Annotated in this window: 21 protein-coding genes and 1 riboswitch; of the genes, 9 read left to right on the top strand and 12 right to left on the bottom strand. The window is 72.4% G+C overall.

Going from position 1 to position 17,050, the window contains the following annotated elements; all coding sequences use genetic code 11:
* Nucleotide 1 precedes the first annotated feature (1 nt).
* Nucleotides 2-1,018, bottom strand: coding sequence for a zinc-dependent alcohol dehydrogenase (locus GA0115233_RS24725; RefSeq protein ID WP_093722494.1), 1,017 nt, complete (start codon nt 1,016-1,018; stop codon nt 2-4).
* The gene (locus GA0115233_RS24720; protein ID WP_093722493.1) at nt 1,011-1,454 is read right to left on the bottom strand and encodes a tautomerase family protein; all 444 of its coding nucleotides are present in this window, start codon (nt 1,452-1,454) and stop codon (nt 1,011-1,013) included. Before GA0115233_RS24720 ends, GA0115233_RS24725 begins: the two co-directional genes overlap by 8 nt.
* A gap of 93 nt (nt 1,455-1,547) precedes the next feature.
* On the opposite strand from GA0115233_RS24720, the gene GA0115233_RS24715 reads away from it, so the two are divergent.
* Entirely contained in the window at nt 1,548-2,264 is a 717-nt protein-coding gene (locus tag GA0115233_RS24715; RefSeq protein WP_093722492.1) for a Type 1 glutamine amidotransferase-like domain-containing protein, read from the top strand.
* Here GA0115233_RS24715 and GA0115233_RS24710 read toward each other — a convergent pair.
* Entirely contained in the window at nt 2,250-3,386 is a 1,137-nt protein-coding gene (locus GA0115233_RS24710) for a threonine synthase (RefSeq protein WP_093722491.1), read from the bottom strand. The genes GA0115233_RS24715 and GA0115233_RS24710 overlap by 15 nt on opposite strands.
* A 67-nt stretch (nt 3,387-3,453) precedes the next feature.
* Nucleotides 3,454-4,035, bottom strand: coding sequence for a TetR/AcrR family transcriptional regulator (locus tag GA0115233_RS24705; protein WP_093722490.1), 582 nt, complete (start codon nt 4,033-4,035; stop codon nt 3,454-3,456).
* 177 nt (nt 4,036-4,212) lie between these two features.
* Here GA0115233_RS24705 and GA0115233_RS24700 point away from each other — a divergent pair, with 177 nt between their 5' ends.
* Nucleotides 4,213-5,235 (top strand): aldo/keto reductase, encoded by a 1,023-nt coding sequence (locus GA0115233_RS24700; protein ID WP_093722489.1) that lies wholly within the window; start codon nt 4,213-4,215, stop codon nt 5,233-5,235.
* Nucleotides 5,236-5,366: 131 nt separating this feature from the next.
* Here the strand turns inward: GA0115233_RS24700 and GA0115233_RS24695 are convergent, their stop codons facing one another.
* From GA0115233_RS24695 to GA0115233_RS24670, 6 genes are all read right to left on the bottom strand, one after another.
* Complete coding sequence (locus tag GA0115233_RS24695; protein WP_093722488.1) at nt 5,367-5,660, bottom strand: hypothetical protein; 294 nt, start codon at nt 5,658-5,660, stop codon at nt 5,367-5,369.
* On the bottom strand, nt 5,653-6,495 hold the full coding sequence (locus GA0115233_RS24690) for an energy-coupling factor ABC transporter ATP-binding protein (protein WP_093722487.1): 843 nt from the start codon (nt 6,493-6,495) through the stop codon (nt 5,653-5,655). The genes GA0115233_RS24695 and GA0115233_RS24690 overlap by 8 nt, the downstream gene beginning before the upstream one ends.
* Nucleotides 6,492-7,241 carry a cobalt ECF transporter T component CbiQ gene (cbiQ, locus tag GA0115233_RS24685; RefSeq protein ID WP_093722486.1) on the bottom strand — a complete coding sequence of 250 codons (750 nt, stop codon included), beginning with the start codon at nt 7,239-7,241 and terminating at the stop codon, nt 6,492-6,494. The genes GA0115233_RS24690 and cbiQ overlap by 4 nt, the downstream gene beginning before the upstream one ends.
* Before the next feature lie 7 nt (nt 7,242-7,248).
* The gene (locus GA0115233_RS24680; RefSeq protein ID WP_093722485.1) at nt 7,249-7,599 is read right to left on the bottom strand and encodes an energy-coupling factor ABC transporter substrate-binding protein; all 351 of its coding nucleotides are present in this window, start codon (nt 7,597-7,599) and stop codon (nt 7,249-7,251) included.
* Nucleotides 7,596-8,303 carry an energy-coupling factor ABC transporter permease gene (locus GA0115233_RS24675; protein ID WP_093722484.1) on the bottom strand — a complete coding sequence of 236 codons (708 nt, stop codon included), beginning with the start codon at nt 8,301-8,303 and terminating at the stop codon, nt 7,596-7,598. Before GA0115233_RS24675 ends, GA0115233_RS24680 begins: the two co-directional genes overlap by 4 nt.
* A 29-nt stretch (nt 8,304-8,332) precedes the next feature.
* A riboswitch (cobalamin riboswitch) is annotated at nt 8,333-8,538 on the bottom strand.
* A gap of 72 nt (nt 8,539-8,610) precedes the next feature.
* Nucleotides 8,611-9,519 carry a LysR family transcriptional regulator gene (locus tag GA0115233_RS24670; protein WP_093722483.1) on the bottom strand — a complete coding sequence of 303 codons (909 nt, stop codon included), beginning with the start codon at nt 9,517-9,519 and terminating at the stop codon, nt 8,611-8,613.
* Nucleotides 9,520-9,914: 395 nt separating this feature from the next.
* On the opposite strand from GA0115233_RS24670, the gene GA0115233_RS24665 reads away from it, so the two are divergent.
* The 7 genes from GA0115233_RS24665 (at nt 9,915) to GA0115233_RS24635 (ending at nt 15,616) form a co-directional block, all read left to right on the top strand.
* Entirely contained in the window at nt 9,915-10,631 is a 717-nt protein-coding gene (locus GA0115233_RS24665) for a FadR/GntR family transcriptional regulator (protein ID WP_093722482.1), read from the top strand.
* Nucleotides 10,628-12,019: a hypothetical protein gene (locus tag GA0115233_RS24660; protein WP_093722481.1), complete on the top strand. Its 1,392-nt coding sequence runs from the start codon at nt 10,628-10,630 to the stop codon at nt 12,017-12,019. The genes GA0115233_RS24665 and GA0115233_RS24660 overlap by 4 nt, the downstream gene beginning before the upstream one ends.
* Nucleotides 12,016-13,848 (top strand): GMC family oxidoreductase, encoded by a 1,833-nt coding sequence (locus GA0115233_RS24655; protein WP_093722480.1) that lies wholly within the window; start codon nt 12,016-12,018, stop codon nt 13,846-13,848. The genes GA0115233_RS24660 and GA0115233_RS24655 overlap by 4 nt, the downstream gene beginning before the upstream one ends.
* A gap of 76 nt (nt 13,849-13,924) precedes the next feature.
* A complete protein-coding gene (locus tag GA0115233_RS24650; protein ID WP_354432175.1) occupies nt 13,925-14,251 on the top strand; it encodes a hypothetical protein in 327 nt (108 codons plus the stop codon).
* A gap of 91 nt (nt 14,252-14,342) precedes the next feature.
* Nucleotides 14,343-14,807 carry an SRPBCC family protein gene (locus GA0115233_RS24645; protein WP_093722479.1) on the top strand — a complete coding sequence of 155 codons (465 nt, stop codon included), beginning with the start codon at nt 14,343-14,345 and terminating at the stop codon, nt 14,805-14,807.
* Nucleotides 14,804-15,142, top strand: coding sequence for an ArsR/SmtB family transcription factor (locus tag GA0115233_RS24640; RefSeq protein ID WP_093722478.1), 339 nt, complete (start codon nt 14,804-14,806; stop codon nt 15,140-15,142). The genes GA0115233_RS24645 and GA0115233_RS24640 overlap by 4 nt, the downstream gene beginning before the upstream one ends.
* Before the next feature lie 33 nt (nt 15,143-15,175).
* A complete protein-coding gene (locus tag GA0115233_RS24635; RefSeq protein ID WP_093722477.1) occupies nt 15,176-15,616 on the top strand; it encodes an SRPBCC family protein in 441 nt (146 codons plus the stop codon).
* Nucleotides 15,617-15,677: 61 nt separating this feature from the next.
* Here the strand turns inward: GA0115233_RS24635 and GA0115233_RS24630 are convergent, their stop codons facing one another.
* Entirely contained in the window at nt 15,678-16,442 is a 765-nt protein-coding gene (locus GA0115233_RS24630; RefSeq protein ID WP_093722476.1) for a thioesterase II family protein, read from the bottom strand.
* 43 nt (nt 16,443-16,485) lie between these two features.
* Nucleotides 16,486-16,683, bottom strand: coding sequence for a ferredoxin (locus GA0115233_RS24625; protein WP_093722475.1), 198 nt, complete (start codon nt 16,681-16,683; stop codon nt 16,486-16,488).
* Nucleotides 16,684-17,050 lie beyond the last annotated feature (367 nt).

The raw sequence follows: 17,050 nt of genomic DNA, 5'->3' as shown, positions 1-17,050 counted from the left end.
ATCAGGTCTCGGAGCGGACGAAGACCGGCTTGAGGAGTTTGCGCGGCAGGGCGTTCGGTAGATCCTCCCAGTCGATGACGTCGGAGACCACCTTCTCCGGGTTGACCTTGCCGGACGCGGCGAGGGCGAGCGCGTCGGGGATGTGGGCGCGGACGTTGTCGCGGGCGATGCGCAGGGTGACGCCCGTGAGGTACATGTCGAGCAGGGGCAGTTCGCCGGGCCGGAAGTGGTTGCCCGCGCTTTCACAGATCCCTTCCGGGGAGAGGCACCTGACGGCCAGGGCGAGTTGGTCGACGCGTCCGGTCGCCTCGACGGCGATGTCGAAGCCGTCCTTGTGCGCGGCCGGTTCGATGGCCTCGGCGGTGATCGCGCCGAAGTCCTCGGCGAGCGCCCGGTGTTGCGGGTCGGGGTCGACGTAGAGAACGTCCGAGGCGCCCAGTGCGCGGGCGATGTCGCACACGTACAGGCCGATACTGCCCCGGGCGACGACCAGCACCCGCGCTCCGGGGCGCGACGTGAGGTGCGGAGCGACCAGGCGCCAGGCGAGGGACCAGTTGTCGCTGGCGGAGGCCATGGCGACGGGGTCGAGACCGGCGGGGAGCTTGACGAGCATGGCGTCGGCGTACGGGACACGGACCAGGTCGGAGAAGAGCCCGCCCCAACTGCCGCCGATCGGGGCGCCGTACATCGCCATGTACGGCACGCTCGCGCAGTGCGCGGTCAGGCCCCGTCGGCAGCGGTCACAGGTGCCGCAGCTGATGGACCAGGGCACGACGACCAGATCGCCGGGCGCGACGGCGGTGACGGCGGTGCCGGTCCCGACGACTCGGGCGACGCACTCGTGGCCGAGCGCGAAGGGCGGTTCGATGAAGCCGTGGCCGGCCAGGATGGAGGAGTCCACGTCGCAGGGCGTGGCGGCGACGGGCGCGACGATCGCCTCCTGGTCGGAACGGAGTTCGGGGTCGGGGGCCTCGCGCCATTCGACGGTCCGGCGGGCGACGTAGGTGAGCTCACGCATGGGTGGCCTGCTCCTTGGTCGCGTCCTGTGCGAGGGCCACGAGGTCCGCGTACCGGATGACGGCCCCGCCCGCACCCCAGGTGCCGTCCGGCTGCTCGTGCACCAGCACCCACACCCGCAGCGCCTCCTCTTCCCCGAGCCCGGCGGCGTGCAGTACGACCCGCGTCGCGTCCTTCACGAGCCCGGCCTTGCGCCGCTCGGACAGCGCGCCCTGCGGGACAGTGGCCTCCACGAGGAACCTCGGAGCCGCGTCTTCCGCGGTGACCTGGGCGCCTTCGCGCAACTCGGCGAGAAAGCTCCACGCCTGCGCCCGGAAGAAGGCGGTGTCCGGTGCGCCCTCCCACTTCAACAGCGCGCGGGCCAAGTCCTGTTGGACAGTCCGGCGGCCTTCGTCGGTCAAAGAACCTGCGGGCACGGTGAGCCGAATCATCGGCATGAGGCATACCTCTCTGGCAGGGGTGCCTATAACGAGTGTTATAGAGCGAGTGTCACGGTAGACTATGACGGTCGTTATAGCCAGGGGGTGGGGATGACGGAACCGGAAGCGGGCATCGTGCTGCTCGGGGGAGGGTTCTCCATGGACGAGGACGGCCTGCTGGACGACTGGTTGCTGAGCCGCGTGACCAGCCCGCGCCCGAAGATCTGCTTCGTCCCCACGGCCAGCGGCGACGCTCCCGCGTACATCGACCGCTTCCTGGCCGCCTTCGGTCCCCGCGCCTGCGACCCGTCCGTTCTGCGGCTCTTCCAGCGCGAACTCGACGACGACGCCCTCCGCGGCCACCTGCTGGCCCAGGACATCGTGTACGTCGGTGGGGGCAACACCGCCAACTTGCTGGCCATTTGGCGCACCCACGGCGTCGACCGGCTGCTGCGCGAGGCCCACGGCCGGGGCACGCTGCTCTGCGGCATCAGTGCCGGTGCCAACTGCTGGGCCGAGGCCTCCCACACCGATTCCTTCGGCCCGCTGACCTTCCTGCCGGACGGGCTCGGGTTGCTCCCCGGATCGGTCTGCCCGCACTACGACAGCGAGCCGGGCCGCCGTGAGGGGTATCGGCAGGCCGTGGCCAGTGGCGCGCTGCCTGCCGGGTGGGCCCTGGAGGACGGCGTGGCGGTGCACTTCAGGAGTGGGCGGCTGGAAGCCGCCGTTGCGCGGAGTGCGGATGTCCGGCTGTATCGGGTGGAGCCCGCGGGGGACGGCGGTGTCACCGAGACCGGCGTGGCCTGCAGGGTGCTACTTGGCCAGTAGTCGGCTCAACGTCTGCGCCGCCTTCAGGCCCGAGCCCGTCAGGACCAGTACCACCGTGTCGGACTCCGTGACCTGGCCCGCCTCCCGGAACTGGCGCAGTGCCGGGAGGACTTGGGCGCTGGTGGGCTCGACGAAGAGGCCGGTTCGGGCCAGTTCGGTCACCGCCGGGAGGAGGTCGGTCTCCGCCACGGACGTGGCCGCGCCGCCGCTGTCGCGGATCGCGCGCAGGACCTCGCGGTCGCGTACCGGCTGGGCGATGGCCGTGCCCTCGGCGAGCGTCGTCGGCCAGGTGCGGGCGTCGACCTCGTCGGCGCCCGAGGTCAGGGCCCGCACCAGCGGGCAGCAGTGTTCGGGCTGGCTGATCAGGATGCGTGGCACGCGGTCGATCTCGCCGGCGCGGCGCAGCTCGGCGAAGCCCAGGGCGCAGCCCAGGACCAGGCTCCCGGCCCCGGCGGGGACCAGGACCGCGGAGGGGGCGGTGAAGCCCAGGTCCTCCCAGATCTCGTAGGCGATCAGCTTGACGCCCTGGAGGAACTGGGGGTGCCAGTTGTGGCTGGCGTAGAAGACGGAGCCGGAGCGGCGTACCGCCTCGTCGGCGACGTCCTGGCGGCTGCCGGGGACCAGGTCCACCCCGGCTCCGTGCAGTCGGCTCTGCACGATCTTGGAGGGGGAGGTGGCGGCCGGGGCGATGATCCGCGCCTCCAGGCCCGCGGCGGCGCAGTACGCGGCGATGGAGGAGCCGCCGTTGCCGCTGGAGTCCTCCAGCAGGCGGCGGATGCCCTGGGCGCGCAGGGCCGAGATCAGGACGGAGCTGCCGCGGTCCTTGAAGCTGCCGGTGGGGTTCATGGACTCGGGCTTCACGGTCACGTGGAGTCCGGCGAGTGTGCGCGGGAGGAGAGGGGTGCGGCCCTCGCCCAGGGACACCGGGTCGATCTCCGGCAGGGGGAGGGCGGCGCGGTAGCGCCACTGCGAGTTGACCGAGGTGTCGATCGCGTCGCGGGTGATGCCCGGCAGCGGCTGCGTCATCAGAGGTGAGCCGTCGTCGCCGCGCCAGCGGGGCTCGTCGCAGGGGTAGCGGCGGCCGCCGCGGTCGACGAGGTGGGGGACGGTGTCGGCGGCCATGTGCGCGGTCCTCTTCCTGCCCCGCCCCGGCGGCGGCGACGGACGGTCGTGGGACCCGAATTCTAGATCAGCTCGCCGCGCGGAGCCCGGCCACGAACACGCCCACCACCTTGCGCGCGTCGTAGTCGGTGCTGTTCTCCGCGCCGATGCACAAGTTCCCCACGCCCCGCATGAGTTCGATCGCGGCGATGTCGGAGCGGACCTGCCCGGCCGCCGCCGCGGCCCGGAGAAGCTCGGTGCACACAGGCACCAGGCGGTCCAGGAAGTAGGCGTGCAGCGTCTCGAAGCCGGCCTCGTCGGAGCGCAGCGCGGCGGCCAGGCCGTGCTTGGTGACCAGGAAGTCCACGAACCGGTCGATCCACTGCCCGAGCGCGTCGTACGGGGTCGGGCAGGCCGCCAGCAATTCCTGGCCCGCCGCCGCGCACGCCTCCACCTGGTGCCGGTAGACCGCGATGATCAGGTCCGCCCGGGTGGGGAAGTGGCGGTAGATCGTGGCCGTACCCACGCCGGCCGCGGCCGCGATGTCCCGCACCGGCGCGTCCACGCCGGAGGCCACGAAGACCGCGGCGGCGGCGTCGAGCAGTGTCTGCTCGTTGCGCCGGGCATCCGCCCTCCTGGGCCGGGCGGTCCGCCCCGCTCCCTCACTCATCACGCCACTCCACATCCGTCCCCGGCCGCCATTGCTAAACGGGACACTGTTCCGTATCGTCAAAACGGGACGCGGTTCCGTTTGGCCATGATGCCAGAGCGGAGGACCGCTCACCAAGCCGTGCCCTGCTCACCTCACCCCTTCGCCCTTATCTCCCGCCCTGGAGGCGACACCGTCATGCAGTACCGCACGCTCGGCCGCACCGGAGTCAAGGTCAGCACCCTCGCCCTCGGCGCCATGAACTTCGGCCGGATCGGAAACACCACCCAGGACGAGGCGACCGCCCTCGTCGACGCCGCCCTGGAAGCCGGGATCAACCTCGTCGACACCGCCGACTGGTACAGCTCCGGCCAGTCGGAGGAGATGGTCGGCAAGGCGATCGCCGGACGCCGCGACGACATCGTCCTCGCCACCAAGGCCACCATGCCGATGAGCGACGAGCCCAACCACCAGGGCAGCAGCCGCCGTTGGCTGACCACCGCCCTCGACGACAGCCTGCGCCGCCTCGGCGTCGACCACGTCGACCTCTACCAGATCCACCGCTGGGACCCCAGCACCAGCGACGAGGAGACCCTCTCCGCCCTCACCGACCTCCAACGCGCCGGAAAGATCCGCTACTTCGGCTCCTCCACCTTCCCCGCACACCGAATCGTGCAGGCCCAGTGGGCCGCCCGCGAACACCGCCTGAGCCGCTACGTCACCGAGCAGCCCGGCTACTCCGTCCTGCAGCGCGGCATCGAGGCCCATGTCCTGCCCGTCACCGAGGAGTACGGCCTCGGCGTGCTGGTGTGGAGCCCGCTGGCCTCCGGCTGGCTGTCCGGCGCCGTCCGCGCGGGCCGCGACATCACCACCAGCCGCTCCAGGATGCTCCCGGAGCGCTTCGACCTCTCCCGCCCCGTCAACCGCGCCCGGCTGGACGCCGTCGAACGCCTCGCCGCCATCGCCGACCAGGCCGGACTCACCATGATCCAGCTCGCCCTAGGCTTCGTCACCGCTCACCCCGCCGTCACCACGGCCCTCATCGGCCCGCGCACGCTGGACCACCTGCACGCCCAGCTCGCCGCCGCCGACACCGTGCTCCCGTCCGACGTCCTCGACGCCATCGACACCGTCGTCGCACCCGGCACCGACCTCGCCCCCGACGAGCGGCACGACACCCCGCCCTCCCTGCTTGACCCGACCCTGCGCCGCCGCCACTGAAGGGACACCGACATCCTCCGGTTCACGGCGGTGGGGACGCACCGCAGGCCCTCGAAGCCCTCCTCGATCCAGTTGCCGACGACCCCGGCCCAGGTCGCCCGCTGGGCCGTCGAGGAGTTGATCGGGCCCCCTCAGCGGGCTGACCGGCGGCGTCCGTCGCCCTCGCGGGTGGTCCGTACCCGCCCGGTCGCCTCGTCGACCACGGCGCACACCGCGCAGCCGGTGCCCGCGCAGACGTGCACGGCGCCCACCTCGCCCAGCACCCGGCGGAGTTCCTCCACGGTGCCCGACAGCACCCGCACGCGGGTGTTCCGACCACTCACCTGGCGGTGGGCGGCCGACAGGCCGACGAACTCCTCGCCGGACACGGCGATGAGCTCCTGCCCGTCCACCTCGACCGGACGACCCCGGGGGGTGTCAGCCATCGGCCGGTGCCGCCGCGACCAGTGCGGCAAGCTCCTCCGGCGTACGCGGGCCGACGGCAGACCCGTTCAACAGGCCCTGCGCCCGCAGCAGTTCGGCCGCCGCCACACCCCACGGCAGGCGAAGTCCCGCCTGCGCCAGCAGATCGGTGCGGGCCAGCGTCTCGGGTGCCGGGCCGGTGCGTACGCCTCCTGGGGTGAGCAGGGCCGCGTCGTCGGCCCAGCGCAGGGCGAGGTCGACGTCGTGGGTGGCCATGACGACCGTGGTGCCGGCGGCGCGCAGGCGGTCGAGGGTGGCGAGGAGGCGTTCCTGTCCGTCCGGGTCCAGGCCCGCGGTCGGCTCGTCGAGGATCAGCACGCGCGGCCGCATCGCCACGGCACCGGCGATCGCGGCCCGCTTGCGCTGGCCGTAGGAGAGCAGATGCGTGGGCCGCTCGGCGAGCGCCGTGATGTCCAGCGCGGCGAGCGCCTCCTCGACCCGCGTGCGCACTTCGGCGTCGGCCAGGCCGAGGTTGAGCGGGCCGAACGACACATCCTGCCCGACCGAGGCCGCGAAGAGCTGGTCGTCGGGGTCCTGCACCACCAGCTGCACGGTCGTCCGCAACCGGGTCAGCCCCTTGCGGTCGTACGACACCGGCCGCCCCTCGACGGTCAGTCGGCCCTCGCGCGGCCGAAGCCCCCCGCTCAGCAGCCGCATCAGCGTGGTCTTGCCGCTGCCGTTGCGGCCGAGCAGAGCCAGCGACTTGCCCTCGCGCACCGCGAAGTCCAGCCCGTCCAGTACGGTCGGCCCTTCCTCGTAGGCGTAGGACGCGCCTTCGAGGGCCACCAGCTCGGTCATGACAGGGGACCTTCCAGTACGAGGGTGAGGGCGACCAGCGTCAGCAGAAGCGCGCAACTCGCCACCGTGAAACGGACCGAGACCCGGGCCTCGGGCACCAGCACGCGCAGCGTGCCGTCGTAGCCGCGCCCGGCGAGCCCGGCCTGGAGCCGCGAGGCCCGGTCGAAGGCCCGCACGAACGCGGTGGCCCCGAGCCCGCCCAGGGACCGCCAGCTCGCGGCCCGCGTGGTGTGCCCGAGCCGCGCCGCCTGCGCCTCGCGGACCCGGCGCATCGAGTCCAGCAGCAGGAAGCTCATCCGGTACGTCACCAGCGCCACGTCCACCACGGCCGCGGGCACCCCCGCCTTCACCAGCCGCGGCAACAGGTCCGACATCGGCGTGGTGAACGCGAACAGCAGCACGCCCAGCGAGGCCGCCGAGGTGCGCAGCAGCAACTCCCCGGCCCGTACGGCGCCGTCGTCGGCGTACGACACGAAATCCTCGGGCCCGCCCACCTGCACCAGCAGGGTGACCGCGCCGGTGACGCAGAAGCCGAGCGGCACCCGGTAGGCCCGCCACAGTTTCCGGCCGGGCACACCCGCCGGACCCAGCAGGACCGTCAGAGCGGTCACCAGGACCAGCGCGGCACCCGGCCAGGGCGGCAGCGAGATCGCGAGCACGGTCAGGCCCAGCCCGAGCACGGCCTTGTCCACGGGATGGCGGCGGCGCCAGCGGCTGCTGTGCGCCGCCGCGTCGATCGGCAGCACGGGGCGGTCAGCCCGCGTCGCCGTCGGACTCCTCGGCGCCGCCCACTCGCTCCAGGGCCCGCTGCTCGCCCTGCCTGCGGCCGCGCCGCAGGCCGAAGTAGTAGGCGAGGACACCGGCCCCGAGGGCGGCCTGGAGGGAGAACAGCGCCGACTCGATCTCGCCGGACGGCGGTTCGTACAGCGGTGAGAACCACGGCTCGTAGTCCGGTTCGATCTCGGTGATCGCGGTCTCGGCCTCGCCGTCGGCGCCGGTGAACGGCTCCTCCTTGTGGTCGCCCATCCCGAACACCAGCGGTGCGACCGCGAGCAGGGCGACGGCGAGCAGGAGCAGCAGATTGATCCTTGTGTTGCGGCTCATCGGGCCACCGCCTCCGTCGACTTGTTCCGCGCCCGCCCGCCGCCGGAGAGCAGCACCCCGAGCCGGGTCAGCTCACCTTTGCTGGACTGCACCAGCAGCCGCATCACCAGCACTGTGAGGAGTCCCTCGCTCACCGCGAGCGGGATCTGGGTGACGGCGAAGATGGAGCCGAACTTGCCGAGCGCGCCCAGGATTCCGCTGCCCGGGTCGGGGAACGCGAGCGCGAGCTGGACGCTGGTGACGCAGTACGTGGACAGGTCGGCGACGAAGGCACCGCAGAACACGGCGACCATCAGCGGGACGTCGTAGCGCCGCAGCAGCTTGTAGACGGCGTATCCGGCCCAGGGGCCGACGACCGCCATCGAGAACACGTTGGCGCCGAGCGTGGTCAGGCCGCCGTGCGCGAGCAGCAGGGCCTGGAAGAGCAGGGTGATGGTGCCCAGCACCGCCATGATCGGCGGGCGGAACAGGATCGCGCCCAGCCCGGTGCCCGTGGGGTGGGAGCAACTCCCGGTGACGGACGGAAGTTTGAGCGCGGACAGGACGAAGGTGAAGGCTCCGGAGGCGCCGAGCAGCAGGGTGCTCTCGGGATGTTCCTTGACCTCACGGGTGAGGGAGCGGACTCCGTGGACGACGAACGGCGCGGACGCGACACCCCAGGCGACCGCGTGCGCCGGTGGCAGAAAACCCTCGGCTATGTGCATGGCGCAGCAGACCCTCTCCAGCACCTCGTGGATGGTTGACGTGCCCTGGCCGGTCTCCTGGCTGACGGGTGACACCGCCCGACTCCGCCTTCCCGGGTCACTAGGACCCAGTGGCTGCCCGCGAGGGCCGGAGCCGGACTTCCCGATCACAGTGGCGAGGGCCGCACCGGTTTCGCACCGGATTTCCCGTTCACCAAGGCCTGGTGACAGTAATGCCTGATCAGCTCGGCTGACAAGCGCGCCTCGGGGGCGCAAGGACGGCGCACGCGGGCTCACTCGCGCGGAGCACGCACCGTGTCCGGTGTGCTCACCGGGTTGCTTGCGACTGCGGACTGACGGTCGCCAGGAGGTGGGCGACCAGGGGGTTACGGTCGGACTTGCGCCAGGCCACAGCGACCCGCGTCCGCTCCGCGCCGGGTTCGATCGCGCGGAAGGCGACGCCCTTGAGGCGGATGCGCCGGATGCTCGCCGGTGCCAGCGAGACGCCGAGCCCGGTCTCCACCAGGGCGCACACGGTCTGCCACTCCACGGCGTCCTGGACGACGTCCGGTACGAACCCCGCCCCGGCGCACAGGGCGAGGATCCGGTCGTACAGCCCCGGTCCGGCCTCCCGGGGCAGCAGGACGAACGGCGCCTCGGCGAGGTCGGCGAGTCGAACGGTCCGTCCGGCGGCCAGCGGGTGCCCGTGCGACAGGACCGCGACGAAGGGTTCGGTGAGCACGGTGCGGAAGTCCAGCTCCCGGTCGGCCTCCTCGGGCTCGCGCAGCAGCCCGATGTCGACGGTCCGCTCCCGCAGTGCGGTGAGCTGCGGAGCGGTCGTCATCTCCCGGATCTCCAGCCGCACTTCGGGGAACCGCTGGCGGAAGTCGCGCAGCAGACCGGGCAGCACGGTCAGGGCGAGCGAGGCGGCGAACCCGATCCGCAGCCGTCCGGTACGGCCGCTGCCGACCGCGCGGGCGGCGGCCAGTCCGTCGGCGAGGTCGCTCAGGGCCCGGCGCGCGACGGGCAGCAGCTCGTGCCCGACCGGGGTGAGCGCGACGCGCCCCGGCTCGCGGGTGAACAGCGCATGGCCGACCTTGTCCTCCAGGCGGCGGATCTGCTGGCTCAGCGGCGGCTGCGCGATGCCCAGGCGGGCGGCGGCGCGTCCGAAGTGCAGCTCCTCGGCGAGGACGACGAAGGCGTGCAGCTGGGGGAGGGGCAGTTCGGGGCGCTCCATGGTCCTCTCTCCCTGTGTCTCCATACGCACGGAGATATCGGCTCGTGATGCCGACAGCACTAGACATATCACCCCGGAACTGTGCCTGTCCGACCCCCGTATGAAGATCGAGATCGAGGTGTACGCACGGCGCCGTGCGGATGCGGTATAGTCGATCTTGCGCTGGTCACCCCAACTCCGGGGAACCGGTGATGCGTTGGTGGTCCAAGGAAAGACGCCCCGCTTCCTGCGGGGAGATGCAGGTGCAAGGCCTGCCCGGCGCTCCGGATGATGGCCCGCCCCGAACCCCGGGGCGGGCCATTTGCGTTGCCTCATGCGAACCGACTTGTTGACGCCCTGTCTACGTAGTGGTTGAGTGGCTGAGCCACTGGACCACTGCACTGCTGGGAGTCGGGATGGGCGCATTGCCGCGCGAGAGCACGGTCGACGTACTGGAGAAGAGGCTGCGGGAGGACATCCTCGGCGGCCGTCGGCCTGCCGGGAGCTATCTGCCGCCCGAGCGGGAGCTGGCGGACGAGTTCGGGGTCAACCGCACCACGCTCAAGCACGCGTTCGGACGGCTCGTGCAGTCCGGACTGCTGGAGACCAAGCACGGCGTCGGCACCCGCGTCCGGGACTTCCTGCGCCACGGCGGCGCGGACCTGCTGCCCATGCTCGTGGGGCACAGCCCGGACTGGATCGGCGAGATCTTCGAAGTGCGGCGCAGTATCGGTGAGTTGATCGCCGAGCGGGCCGCCGCCCGGGCCACCCCGGCGCAGACCGCCGAACTGCGCCGCCTGCTGGCCGCCGTCGGCGAAGCGGAGGGCGGCGAGGGGGCCCAGCTGGCGGACGCCGAGGTGCACCGGGCACTGGCCCGCGCCACCGGCAACCGGGTGTACGTCCTGCTCACCAACACCCTCTTCAACGCCTACCTGCCGGTCCGGGCGGCACTGGCCGGACCCTTCGCCGACGCGCGCACCGCCCACGACCGGCTGGCCCCGGTGGTGGCGGCGGTGGCCGCACACGACGAGGCGGCGGCCCGCGCCGCGGCCGGCGTCTACCTGTCGACCACGGAACGCATCATGCTCGACGACCTCGCCCGCGCCCGCCGACGCCGCGACGGTGTCCGATGACCGCCCGGGTGACCACGTTCACCGAGACGATGCTGGGCCGGGTCCGCCTGGCCGACGAGGACCGCGACCGCCCGATGCGACTGGACCTCGTGGTGCGCACGGAGTCCGTGCTGCTGCCCCACCGCACGACGCGGGCCCGGGTGACGGGCCGGGTCCGTATCGCGGGCCGGGCCGACGACGCCGAAGCCGTCGGCGAGTTGGAGATATCACCGCTCGCCCGCCGCCGTATCCGCTACCGGATCAGCTTCACCCTGGACGGCCGCCGCCTCGCCCTCGACGGCTGGAAGTCCCTCACCCCCGCACGGCCCGTCGCCTCGATGACCGTCCTGCCCGTCACCCTGTACGAGGACGGCGAGCCGGTGGGTGAGGGCCGACTGCGCTTCCCCCTCACCACCGGCCTCGCCCCCTTCCTGGCGAGCTTCCGCTTCCCTCGCGCGACCGAGGGCACAGGGGACCTCGCCCCGCGGTGGAACGGCGAACCAGGCCGCACCGAGGTCTGGTACACGACCCTCACCGATCCGGCGACCGGCACCGGAATCTGGCTGCACCACGAAGTCGTGGCCCCCACCGACGGCTCCCGCGCCTACGCGCACGGCTGGGTGGCCCGCTTCCCCAAGGACGGGCCGGTCGAGCACGCCCGCTTCGGGCCCGTGCCGTGGACCGGCCAGGGAGCGGGGTACACGACCGATGGAATCCTCGCCCAGCCCGGCCTGCTGACCGGCTCGGCGGGCCCGTTCGCCTGGGAACTCACCGAGACCCCGCAGGCCCCGCCCCTGCACACCTTCCCCCGCTGGTCCTGGCGCCGCCCCCTGCTGCCGGCCAGTCAGATGCTCCCCGCGGCCCGCTGCGTCTACAACGGCACGCTCCGCCACAGCGAGTGGGGCGAGCTCCGGCTGGAGCAGGCCGTCGGCGCGAGCGCCCGGATCTACGGCCACGGCAACGCCCGGCGCTGGGCCTGGCTCCACGCCGACCTGGGCGGCGGCGACGTACTGGAGATCGTCGCCGCCGTGTCCGTGCGCCCCGGCCTGAACCGGCTGCCTCCCCTGGTCTTCCTCCGCCTGCTGCACAACGGGCGCACCTGGCCCCGCCGTTCGGAACGCGCCGCCGTGGGGTGGGCGGGCCTCGGCCGGTTCCGTGCGGAACTCGGGCTGCCCGAGTGGCGGGTGACGGGACGGGTGGGCAGGCGCCGTGTCCGGGTGGCGGTGACTCAGCCGCCCGAGCGGACGCTGGCCCTGGACTACACCGACCCCGACGGATCGGGCGCGGTCTGCCGCAACAGCGAGACCGCGGACGCGGTGGTGACGCTGGAGAAGTGGCGGGGCAGATGGCGACAGGAGGCCGAGTGGCGGCTGTCCGGCACCGCACACGCGGAGGTGGGCACCCGATGAACCCCACCGTCGCCGCCGTGGCCGCGGCCCTGATCGCCGAGGACGGCACGGCACCGTGGGCGGGGCGTCTGCGGGGGCTGCTCGACTCGCTGCCCGCACCCGCCCGCGCCGGGATCCGCGGTGCGGCCCACGCGATCGACGTCTGTGCCGTGGCCCGCACCGGCAAACGCCTCGGCGCACTCGACAACGCCCAGCGCGAGCGTCTGATGGCACAACTCGGTGCCAGCAAAGCCCTGTTGCCCCTGCTGGAGGCCGTCAAGGTACCGGTGCTGCTGGCGGCCGGGACCGAACGCGCCCTGCACCGGCCCGCGTTGCCGCGACGGCCCGCCCCGGACGACCCCCTGCTGGACCTGACCCCCTCCCGTGACTGGCCGAGCCGCTCGACCGCCGACGCCGTCGTCATCGGCTCGGGCGCGGGCGGCGCCATCGCCGCCCGTACCCTGGCCCGCGCCGGCCTGAGCGTGGTCGTACTGGAGGAGGGCGAGCACCACTCCACCGCTTCCTTCGGGCAGCGGGCACCCCTGGACCGGTTCACCGACCTCTACCGGGACGGCGGCGCCACCATCGCGCTCGGCAGTCCGCCGCTGGTGCTGCCGGTGGGGCGGGCCGTCGGCGGGACCACGGTGGTCAACTCCGGTACCTGCTACCGCACTCCGGACCACGTGGTCGCCCGCTGGCGGACCCGGTACGGATTCGCCGCCACCGAGGGCTTCGCCGACGCCCTGGACGAGGTCGAACGCACGCTGCGCGTGGCGCGCCAGCCGACGGACGTGCTCGGCACCAACGGACACCTCGCCCTCGCCGGGGCGGCGAAGCTGGGCTGGCAGGCGGCGCCCCTGCGCCGGAACGCCCCCGGCTGCCGGGGCTCCTGCCAGTGCGTGGTCGGCTGCCCCTCGGGCGCCAAGCAGAGCGTGCAGCTCTCCGTGCTGCCCGCCGCCTGCGCGTCCGGCGCCCGCATCGTCACCGGGGCACGGGTCCGCCGTGTGCTCACCGACCCCGACCGGCCGGGCGGCCCCCGGGCCGCGGGCGTGGTGGCGAGCCGGCCGGACGGCAGCGAACTGGAGATCCTCAGCCCCGTGGTGGTGGTCGCGGCGGGCGCCCTCCAGACACCGCAACTGCTGCGCCGCTCCGGGCTGGGCGGCCACCCGATGCTGGGCCGCAACCTCAGCGTGCACCCGGCGCTGAGCGTCGCGGGCCGGTTCGGTGACCCGGTCGCCGACGGCCGGGCGGTGCTCCAGAGCGTCGGCGTGGAGGAACTGCACTCCGAGGGCATCCTGATCGAGGCCACGGCCGCGCCCCCGGGCATGACCTCCTTCGTCCTCCCCGGCGTCGGCCGCACCCTCCGCCGCGAGCTGGAGAGCGCCGACCACCTCGCCACCCTCGGCGCCATGATCGCCGACGAACCCTCGGGCCGGGTGCTGGGCCGCGAGCACACCCTGCTCCGCTACGACCTGTCACGGCGGGACGCCTCCCGCCTGCTGCGTGCCCAACTGGCCATGGGGGAGCTGCTGTTCGCGGCCGGGGCCGAGGAGGTCCTCACCGGCGTCCCGCACGCCCCGCGCGCCCGCACGCCGCGGGAACTGCGGGAACTGCTGAGAAAGGTCCGGGCCCGCCACCTCCACGTGTCCGCCTTCCACCCCACCGGCACGGCCGCCGCCGGATCGGCGCCCGAGTCCGCGCCGACGGACCCGGCCGGACACCTGCGCGGAATCCAGGGCGTCCTGATCGCCGACGGCTCCGTCCTGCCGAGCTGCCCGGAGGTGAATCCCCAGGTCAGCATCATGGCGGCGGCGCTCGCCATCACGGAGCGGTGGGTGGCGCGGAGGTGAGAGGGGGCCGTTGTCACAGGGGTCGGCAAGAATGCGGCACAGCATGATCAACACCGGGCCCTCGACGGGGTGAACGGTGTCCCGTCCTCTGCCCGGAAAGGTCGTGCCGATGCCGTACACCTCCCGTCCGCGACGGCCCGCGACCCCGCTCGCCGGGCCCGCCGCCGATGTGCTGCGCATCGTCTCCGACCCGCGGACCCCGGTCTTCGTCACGGCCCACGCGGGCGGACGGCCCCGGTACGGGTACTGGCGGGCGGCCGGTGGCTGCTACGTCGCCCTGCCGACCGACGTGTGCGAGGAACTGCGGTCGGCGGGGCGGATCACGCTGGGGAACCCGGTGCACGATCCGGGGAAGACCACGTACCGGGTCGGCCCCGCCGCCGCGCGGGCGAAGGCAGCCTGAGACCCCAGAAATGCAACCATTGGTTGCGCATCACCTCCCGGTGCCCTAGCGTGAAACGCAACCAAAGGTTGCACATAGCTGGGAGTGCCCCATGGAGTACGGCAGCATCGAGCGGGAGATCCATATCGCCGCCGCACCGGAAGTGGTCTACGAGGTCGTCAGCCGGCCCGAGCACATGCGGGAGTGGTGGCCGGACGAGGCCGACCTCGACCCGGTGCCCGGCGGCACCGGAGCCATCACCTTCGGCGACAAGTCCGACCCGGAGGCCAAGGTCGTCCCGGTCACGGTCGTGGAGGCCGACCCGCCCCGCCGCTTCTCCTTCCGATGGGTGTACGACGAGGACCGGACGGCGGCGCCGGACAACTCCCTCCTGGTGACCTTCGAACTGATCCCCTCCGGCACCGGCACGCTGCTGCGCTTCAGTGAGACCGGCTTCCGGGAGAAGGGTTGGGAGGCCGCCGTACTGGAGGAGCAGTACCGCGACCACGTCACCGGCTGGAACTACTTCCTGCCCCGGCTCGTCGAGTACGCCGCCCGGGTGGTGTCGACGCGATGAGCGTCACCGTCGACGACGAACTCTGGTCCGCGGTCGGCGACCCGACCCGGCGGCGGATGCTCGACGTACTGCTGGCCGACGGCGGTGGCACGCCGACCAGTCTGAGCGGGCAGCTCCCGGTCACCCGGCAGGCCGTCACCAAGCACCTCGGAGTGCTCCACCGGGTCGGCCTGGTGCACGTCACACCGGCCGGACGCGAGCGCCGCTACGAGGTCGACGAGGCGCAACTCGCCCGCGCGGTGGCCCAGTTGTCGGCCGTCGGGGCCATGTGGGACGCCAGGTTGCAGCGCATCAAGCGGATCGCCGAGGCGATCCAGCGCGAGCGCGAGGAATGACACCGCACACACGACAGGAAACGAGGCAGTGAGATGGTTGACATCCTGCACCGGGTCGGCGCGCTGGCGTCGCCCGAAAAGGTCTACGAGGCCCTGACGACCGTCGACGGGCTCGCGGGCTGGTGGACCGAGGACACCGACGGGGACAGCGACGTCGGGGGAGTGATCCGGTTCCGCTTCCTGCCCGGCGGCTTCGACATGAAGGTGCTGGAGGCGAAGCCGGCCGAACTCGTGCTCTGGGAAGTCGTCGACGGACCCGAGGAGTGGATCGGGACGCGGGTGCGTTTCGAACTGAAACGGCAGGGCGATTTCACGATCGTGCTGTTCCGGCACGAGGGCTGGAAGGAGCAGGTGGAATTCATGTACCACTGCTCCACCAAGTGGGCCGTCTATCTGATGAGCCTGAAGAAACTGGCCGAGACCGGCAAGGGAGATCCCTCACCGCGCGACGTGCAGATCAGCGACTGGCACTGAGCCGCGCACAAGGTCCCGCCCGCCGTCCGGGCGCGGCCTTGTGGTGTGACCGGGTGAGTCCTCAGGACGCCGCCGTGTCCCGTGCGACCGCCCTCGGCAGGGCGGCGGAGATCTCCGACATGATCGCCGGGGCGGTGGTGTGGAGGAAGAAGTGGCCGCCGGTGAGCATGCGCAGCCGGGAGCCCGCGCTGCTCTGGCGCCGCCAGCCGGGCAACCGGGCCGGGGTGACCAGGGTGTCCGCGGTGCCGCCGAACACCGTCAGGGGCACCGGCAACGGGGGTTCCTCCTGGTACTCGTAGCTCTCCAGCACGGAGAAGTCGGCGCGCAGGACGGGCAGCACCAGATCCATCAACTCGGGGTCGTCCAGCACCTCCTGAGGGGTTCCGCCCAGCTCGCGCAGGCGCTGCCGGACGCGTTCGTCCGGCGCGCCCTCCAGGGGCGGGAACTCGTGGGGTGTGTCGGGCGCGGAGCGGCCGGAGACGAACAGATGGGCGGGGAGCGGGCGGCCGCGGCGGCGCAGGGTCCTGGTCAGTTCGAAGGCCAGCAGACCACCCATGCTGTGCCCGAAGATCGCGTACGGCCGCTCCAGATACGGCTCGACCGCCCCCGCCAGCCCGTCCACCAGTGGACGGAGCCTGCTGACCGGCGGCTCGCTGAACCGGCTGCCCCGGCCCGGCAGTTCCAGCGGGCAGACCTGGATGTGCGGGGGCGCGAGCGCGTGCCACTCGCGGTACGCCGCGGCGGCACCGCCCGCGTAAGGGAGGCAGAACAGCCGGAATGAGGCTTGCTCTCGCGGCGCCCAGCGGCCGAACCACGGGTTGTTCACGGCGGGTTGCTCCTTCAACGAGGGTGGTCCGGGACGCGGGCGGTCAGCTCTCGCGCAGGGTCAGGGCACGGGACGGGCAGCGGCTCACCGCGCCCTGGACCGCTGCGACGCGGGCGGCCGGCGGTTCGGGGCTGAGCACCACCACGGTGCCGTCGGCTTCGGACTGGTCGAACAGATCGGGTGCGGTCAGCGCACACATGCCCGAGCCGATGCAGACCTCGGGATCGGCCTCGATACGCATGCTCGTCCTCGCTCCAGACGGAAAGGGCCGCAAAGTTACCGGGGGTTACGAACCGGATCGCGTGCGCGGAATCCTCCGTGCACGCGCCATCTGGTTCAGGGCTCAAATGGCTGGACGTGTGCTGGCCCCACATTCCAGGAATGGGTTCCGTGCAGTCAAGGGCCGCTCGCGTGTCGACTCGCGGCGCCCTGAAGAGGGGTGCGGAGGTGAACCGACCGCCATTATTCGGCCACTTGTGGGTGACGACTCGGCAACCTTGGCGAGGCATCCGCTACTTGAGAGTGCCCAGTGAGTTGGACGCGCGTAGATTCCGAATTCTTTGCCTCCGCTGTGACCCTTGACACCCACCTCCGGAACGGCCGATATT

Origin of the sequence: Streptomyces sp. DI166 (assembly GCF_900091315.1) — a bacterium.
Taxonomy (GTDB): domain Bacteria; phylum Actinomycetota; class Actinomycetes; order Streptomycetales; family Streptomycetaceae; genus Streptomyces; species Streptomyces fuscus.
This window is presented reverse-complemented; position numbering and strand designations above follow the sequence as displayed.

Bases quoted from the DNA above. Each gene is read 5' to 3' on its own strand.
- GA0115233_RS24725 (WP_093722494.1), bottom strand. From the start codon at position 1,018: ATGCGTGAGCTCACCTACGTCGCCCGCCGGACCGTCGAATGGCGCGAG.
- GA0115233_RS24720 (WP_093722493.1), bottom strand. From the start codon at position 1,454: ATGCCGATGATTCGGCTCACCGTGCCCGCAGGTTCTTTGACCGACGAA.
- GA0115233_RS24715 (WP_093722492.1), top strand. From the start codon at position 1,548: ATGACGGAACCGGAAGCGGGCATCGTGCTGCTCGGGGGAGGGTTCTCC.
- GA0115233_RS24710 (WP_093722491.1), bottom strand. From the start codon at position 3,386: ATGGCCGCCGACACCGTCCCCCACCTCGTCGACCGCGGCGGCCGCCGC.
- GA0115233_RS24705 (WP_093722490.1), bottom strand. From the start codon at position 4,035: ATGAGTGAGGGAGCGGGGCGGACCGCCCGGCCCAGGAGGGCGGATGCC.
- GA0115233_RS24700 (WP_093722489.1), top strand. From the start codon at position 4,213: ATGCAGTACCGCACGCTCGGCCGCACCGGAGTCAAGGTCAGCACCCTC.
- GA0115233_RS24695 (WP_093722488.1), bottom strand. From the start codon at position 5,660: ATGGCTGACACCCCCCGGGGTCGTCCGGTCGAGGTGGACGGGCAGGAG.
- GA0115233_RS24690 (WP_093722487.1), bottom strand. From the start codon at position 6,495: ATGACCGAGCTGGTGGCCCTCGAAGGCGCGTCCTACGCCTACGAGGAA.
- GA0115233_RS24680 (WP_093722485.1), bottom strand. From the start codon at position 7,599: ATGAGCCGCAACACAAGGATCAATCTGCTGCTCCTGCTCGCCGTCGCC.
- GA0115233_RS24675 (WP_093722484.1), bottom strand. From the start codon at position 8,303: ATGCACATAGCCGAGGGTTTTCTGCCACCGGCGCACGCGGTCGCCTGG.
- GA0115233_RS24670 (WP_093722483.1), bottom strand. From the start codon at position 9,519: ATGGAGCGCCCCGAACTGCCCCTCCCCCAGCTGCACGCCTTCGTCGTC.
- GA0115233_RS24665 (WP_093722482.1), top strand. From the start codon at position 9,915: ATGGGCGCATTGCCGCGCGAGAGCACGGTCGACGTACTGGAGAAGAGG.
- GA0115233_RS24660 (WP_093722481.1), top strand. From the start codon at position 10,628: ATGACCGCCCGGGTGACCACGTTCACCGAGACGATGCTGGGCCGGGTC.
- GA0115233_RS24655 (WP_093722480.1), top strand. From the start codon at position 12,016: ATGAACCCCACCGTCGCCGCCGTGGCCGCGGCCCTGATCGCCGAGGAC.
- GA0115233_RS24645 (WP_093722479.1), top strand. From the start codon at position 14,343: ATGGAGTACGGCAGCATCGAGCGGGAGATCCATATCGCCGCCGCACCG.
- GA0115233_RS24640 (WP_093722478.1), top strand. From the start codon at position 14,804: ATGAGCGTCACCGTCGACGACGAACTCTGGTCCGCGGTCGGCGACCCG.
- GA0115233_RS24635 (WP_093722477.1), top strand. From the start codon at position 15,176: ATGGTTGACATCCTGCACCGGGTCGGCGCGCTGGCGTCGCCCGAAAAG.
- GA0115233_RS24625 (WP_093722475.1), bottom strand. From the start codon at position 16,683: ATGCGTATCGAGGCCGATCCCGAGGTCTGCATCGGCTCGGGCATGTGT.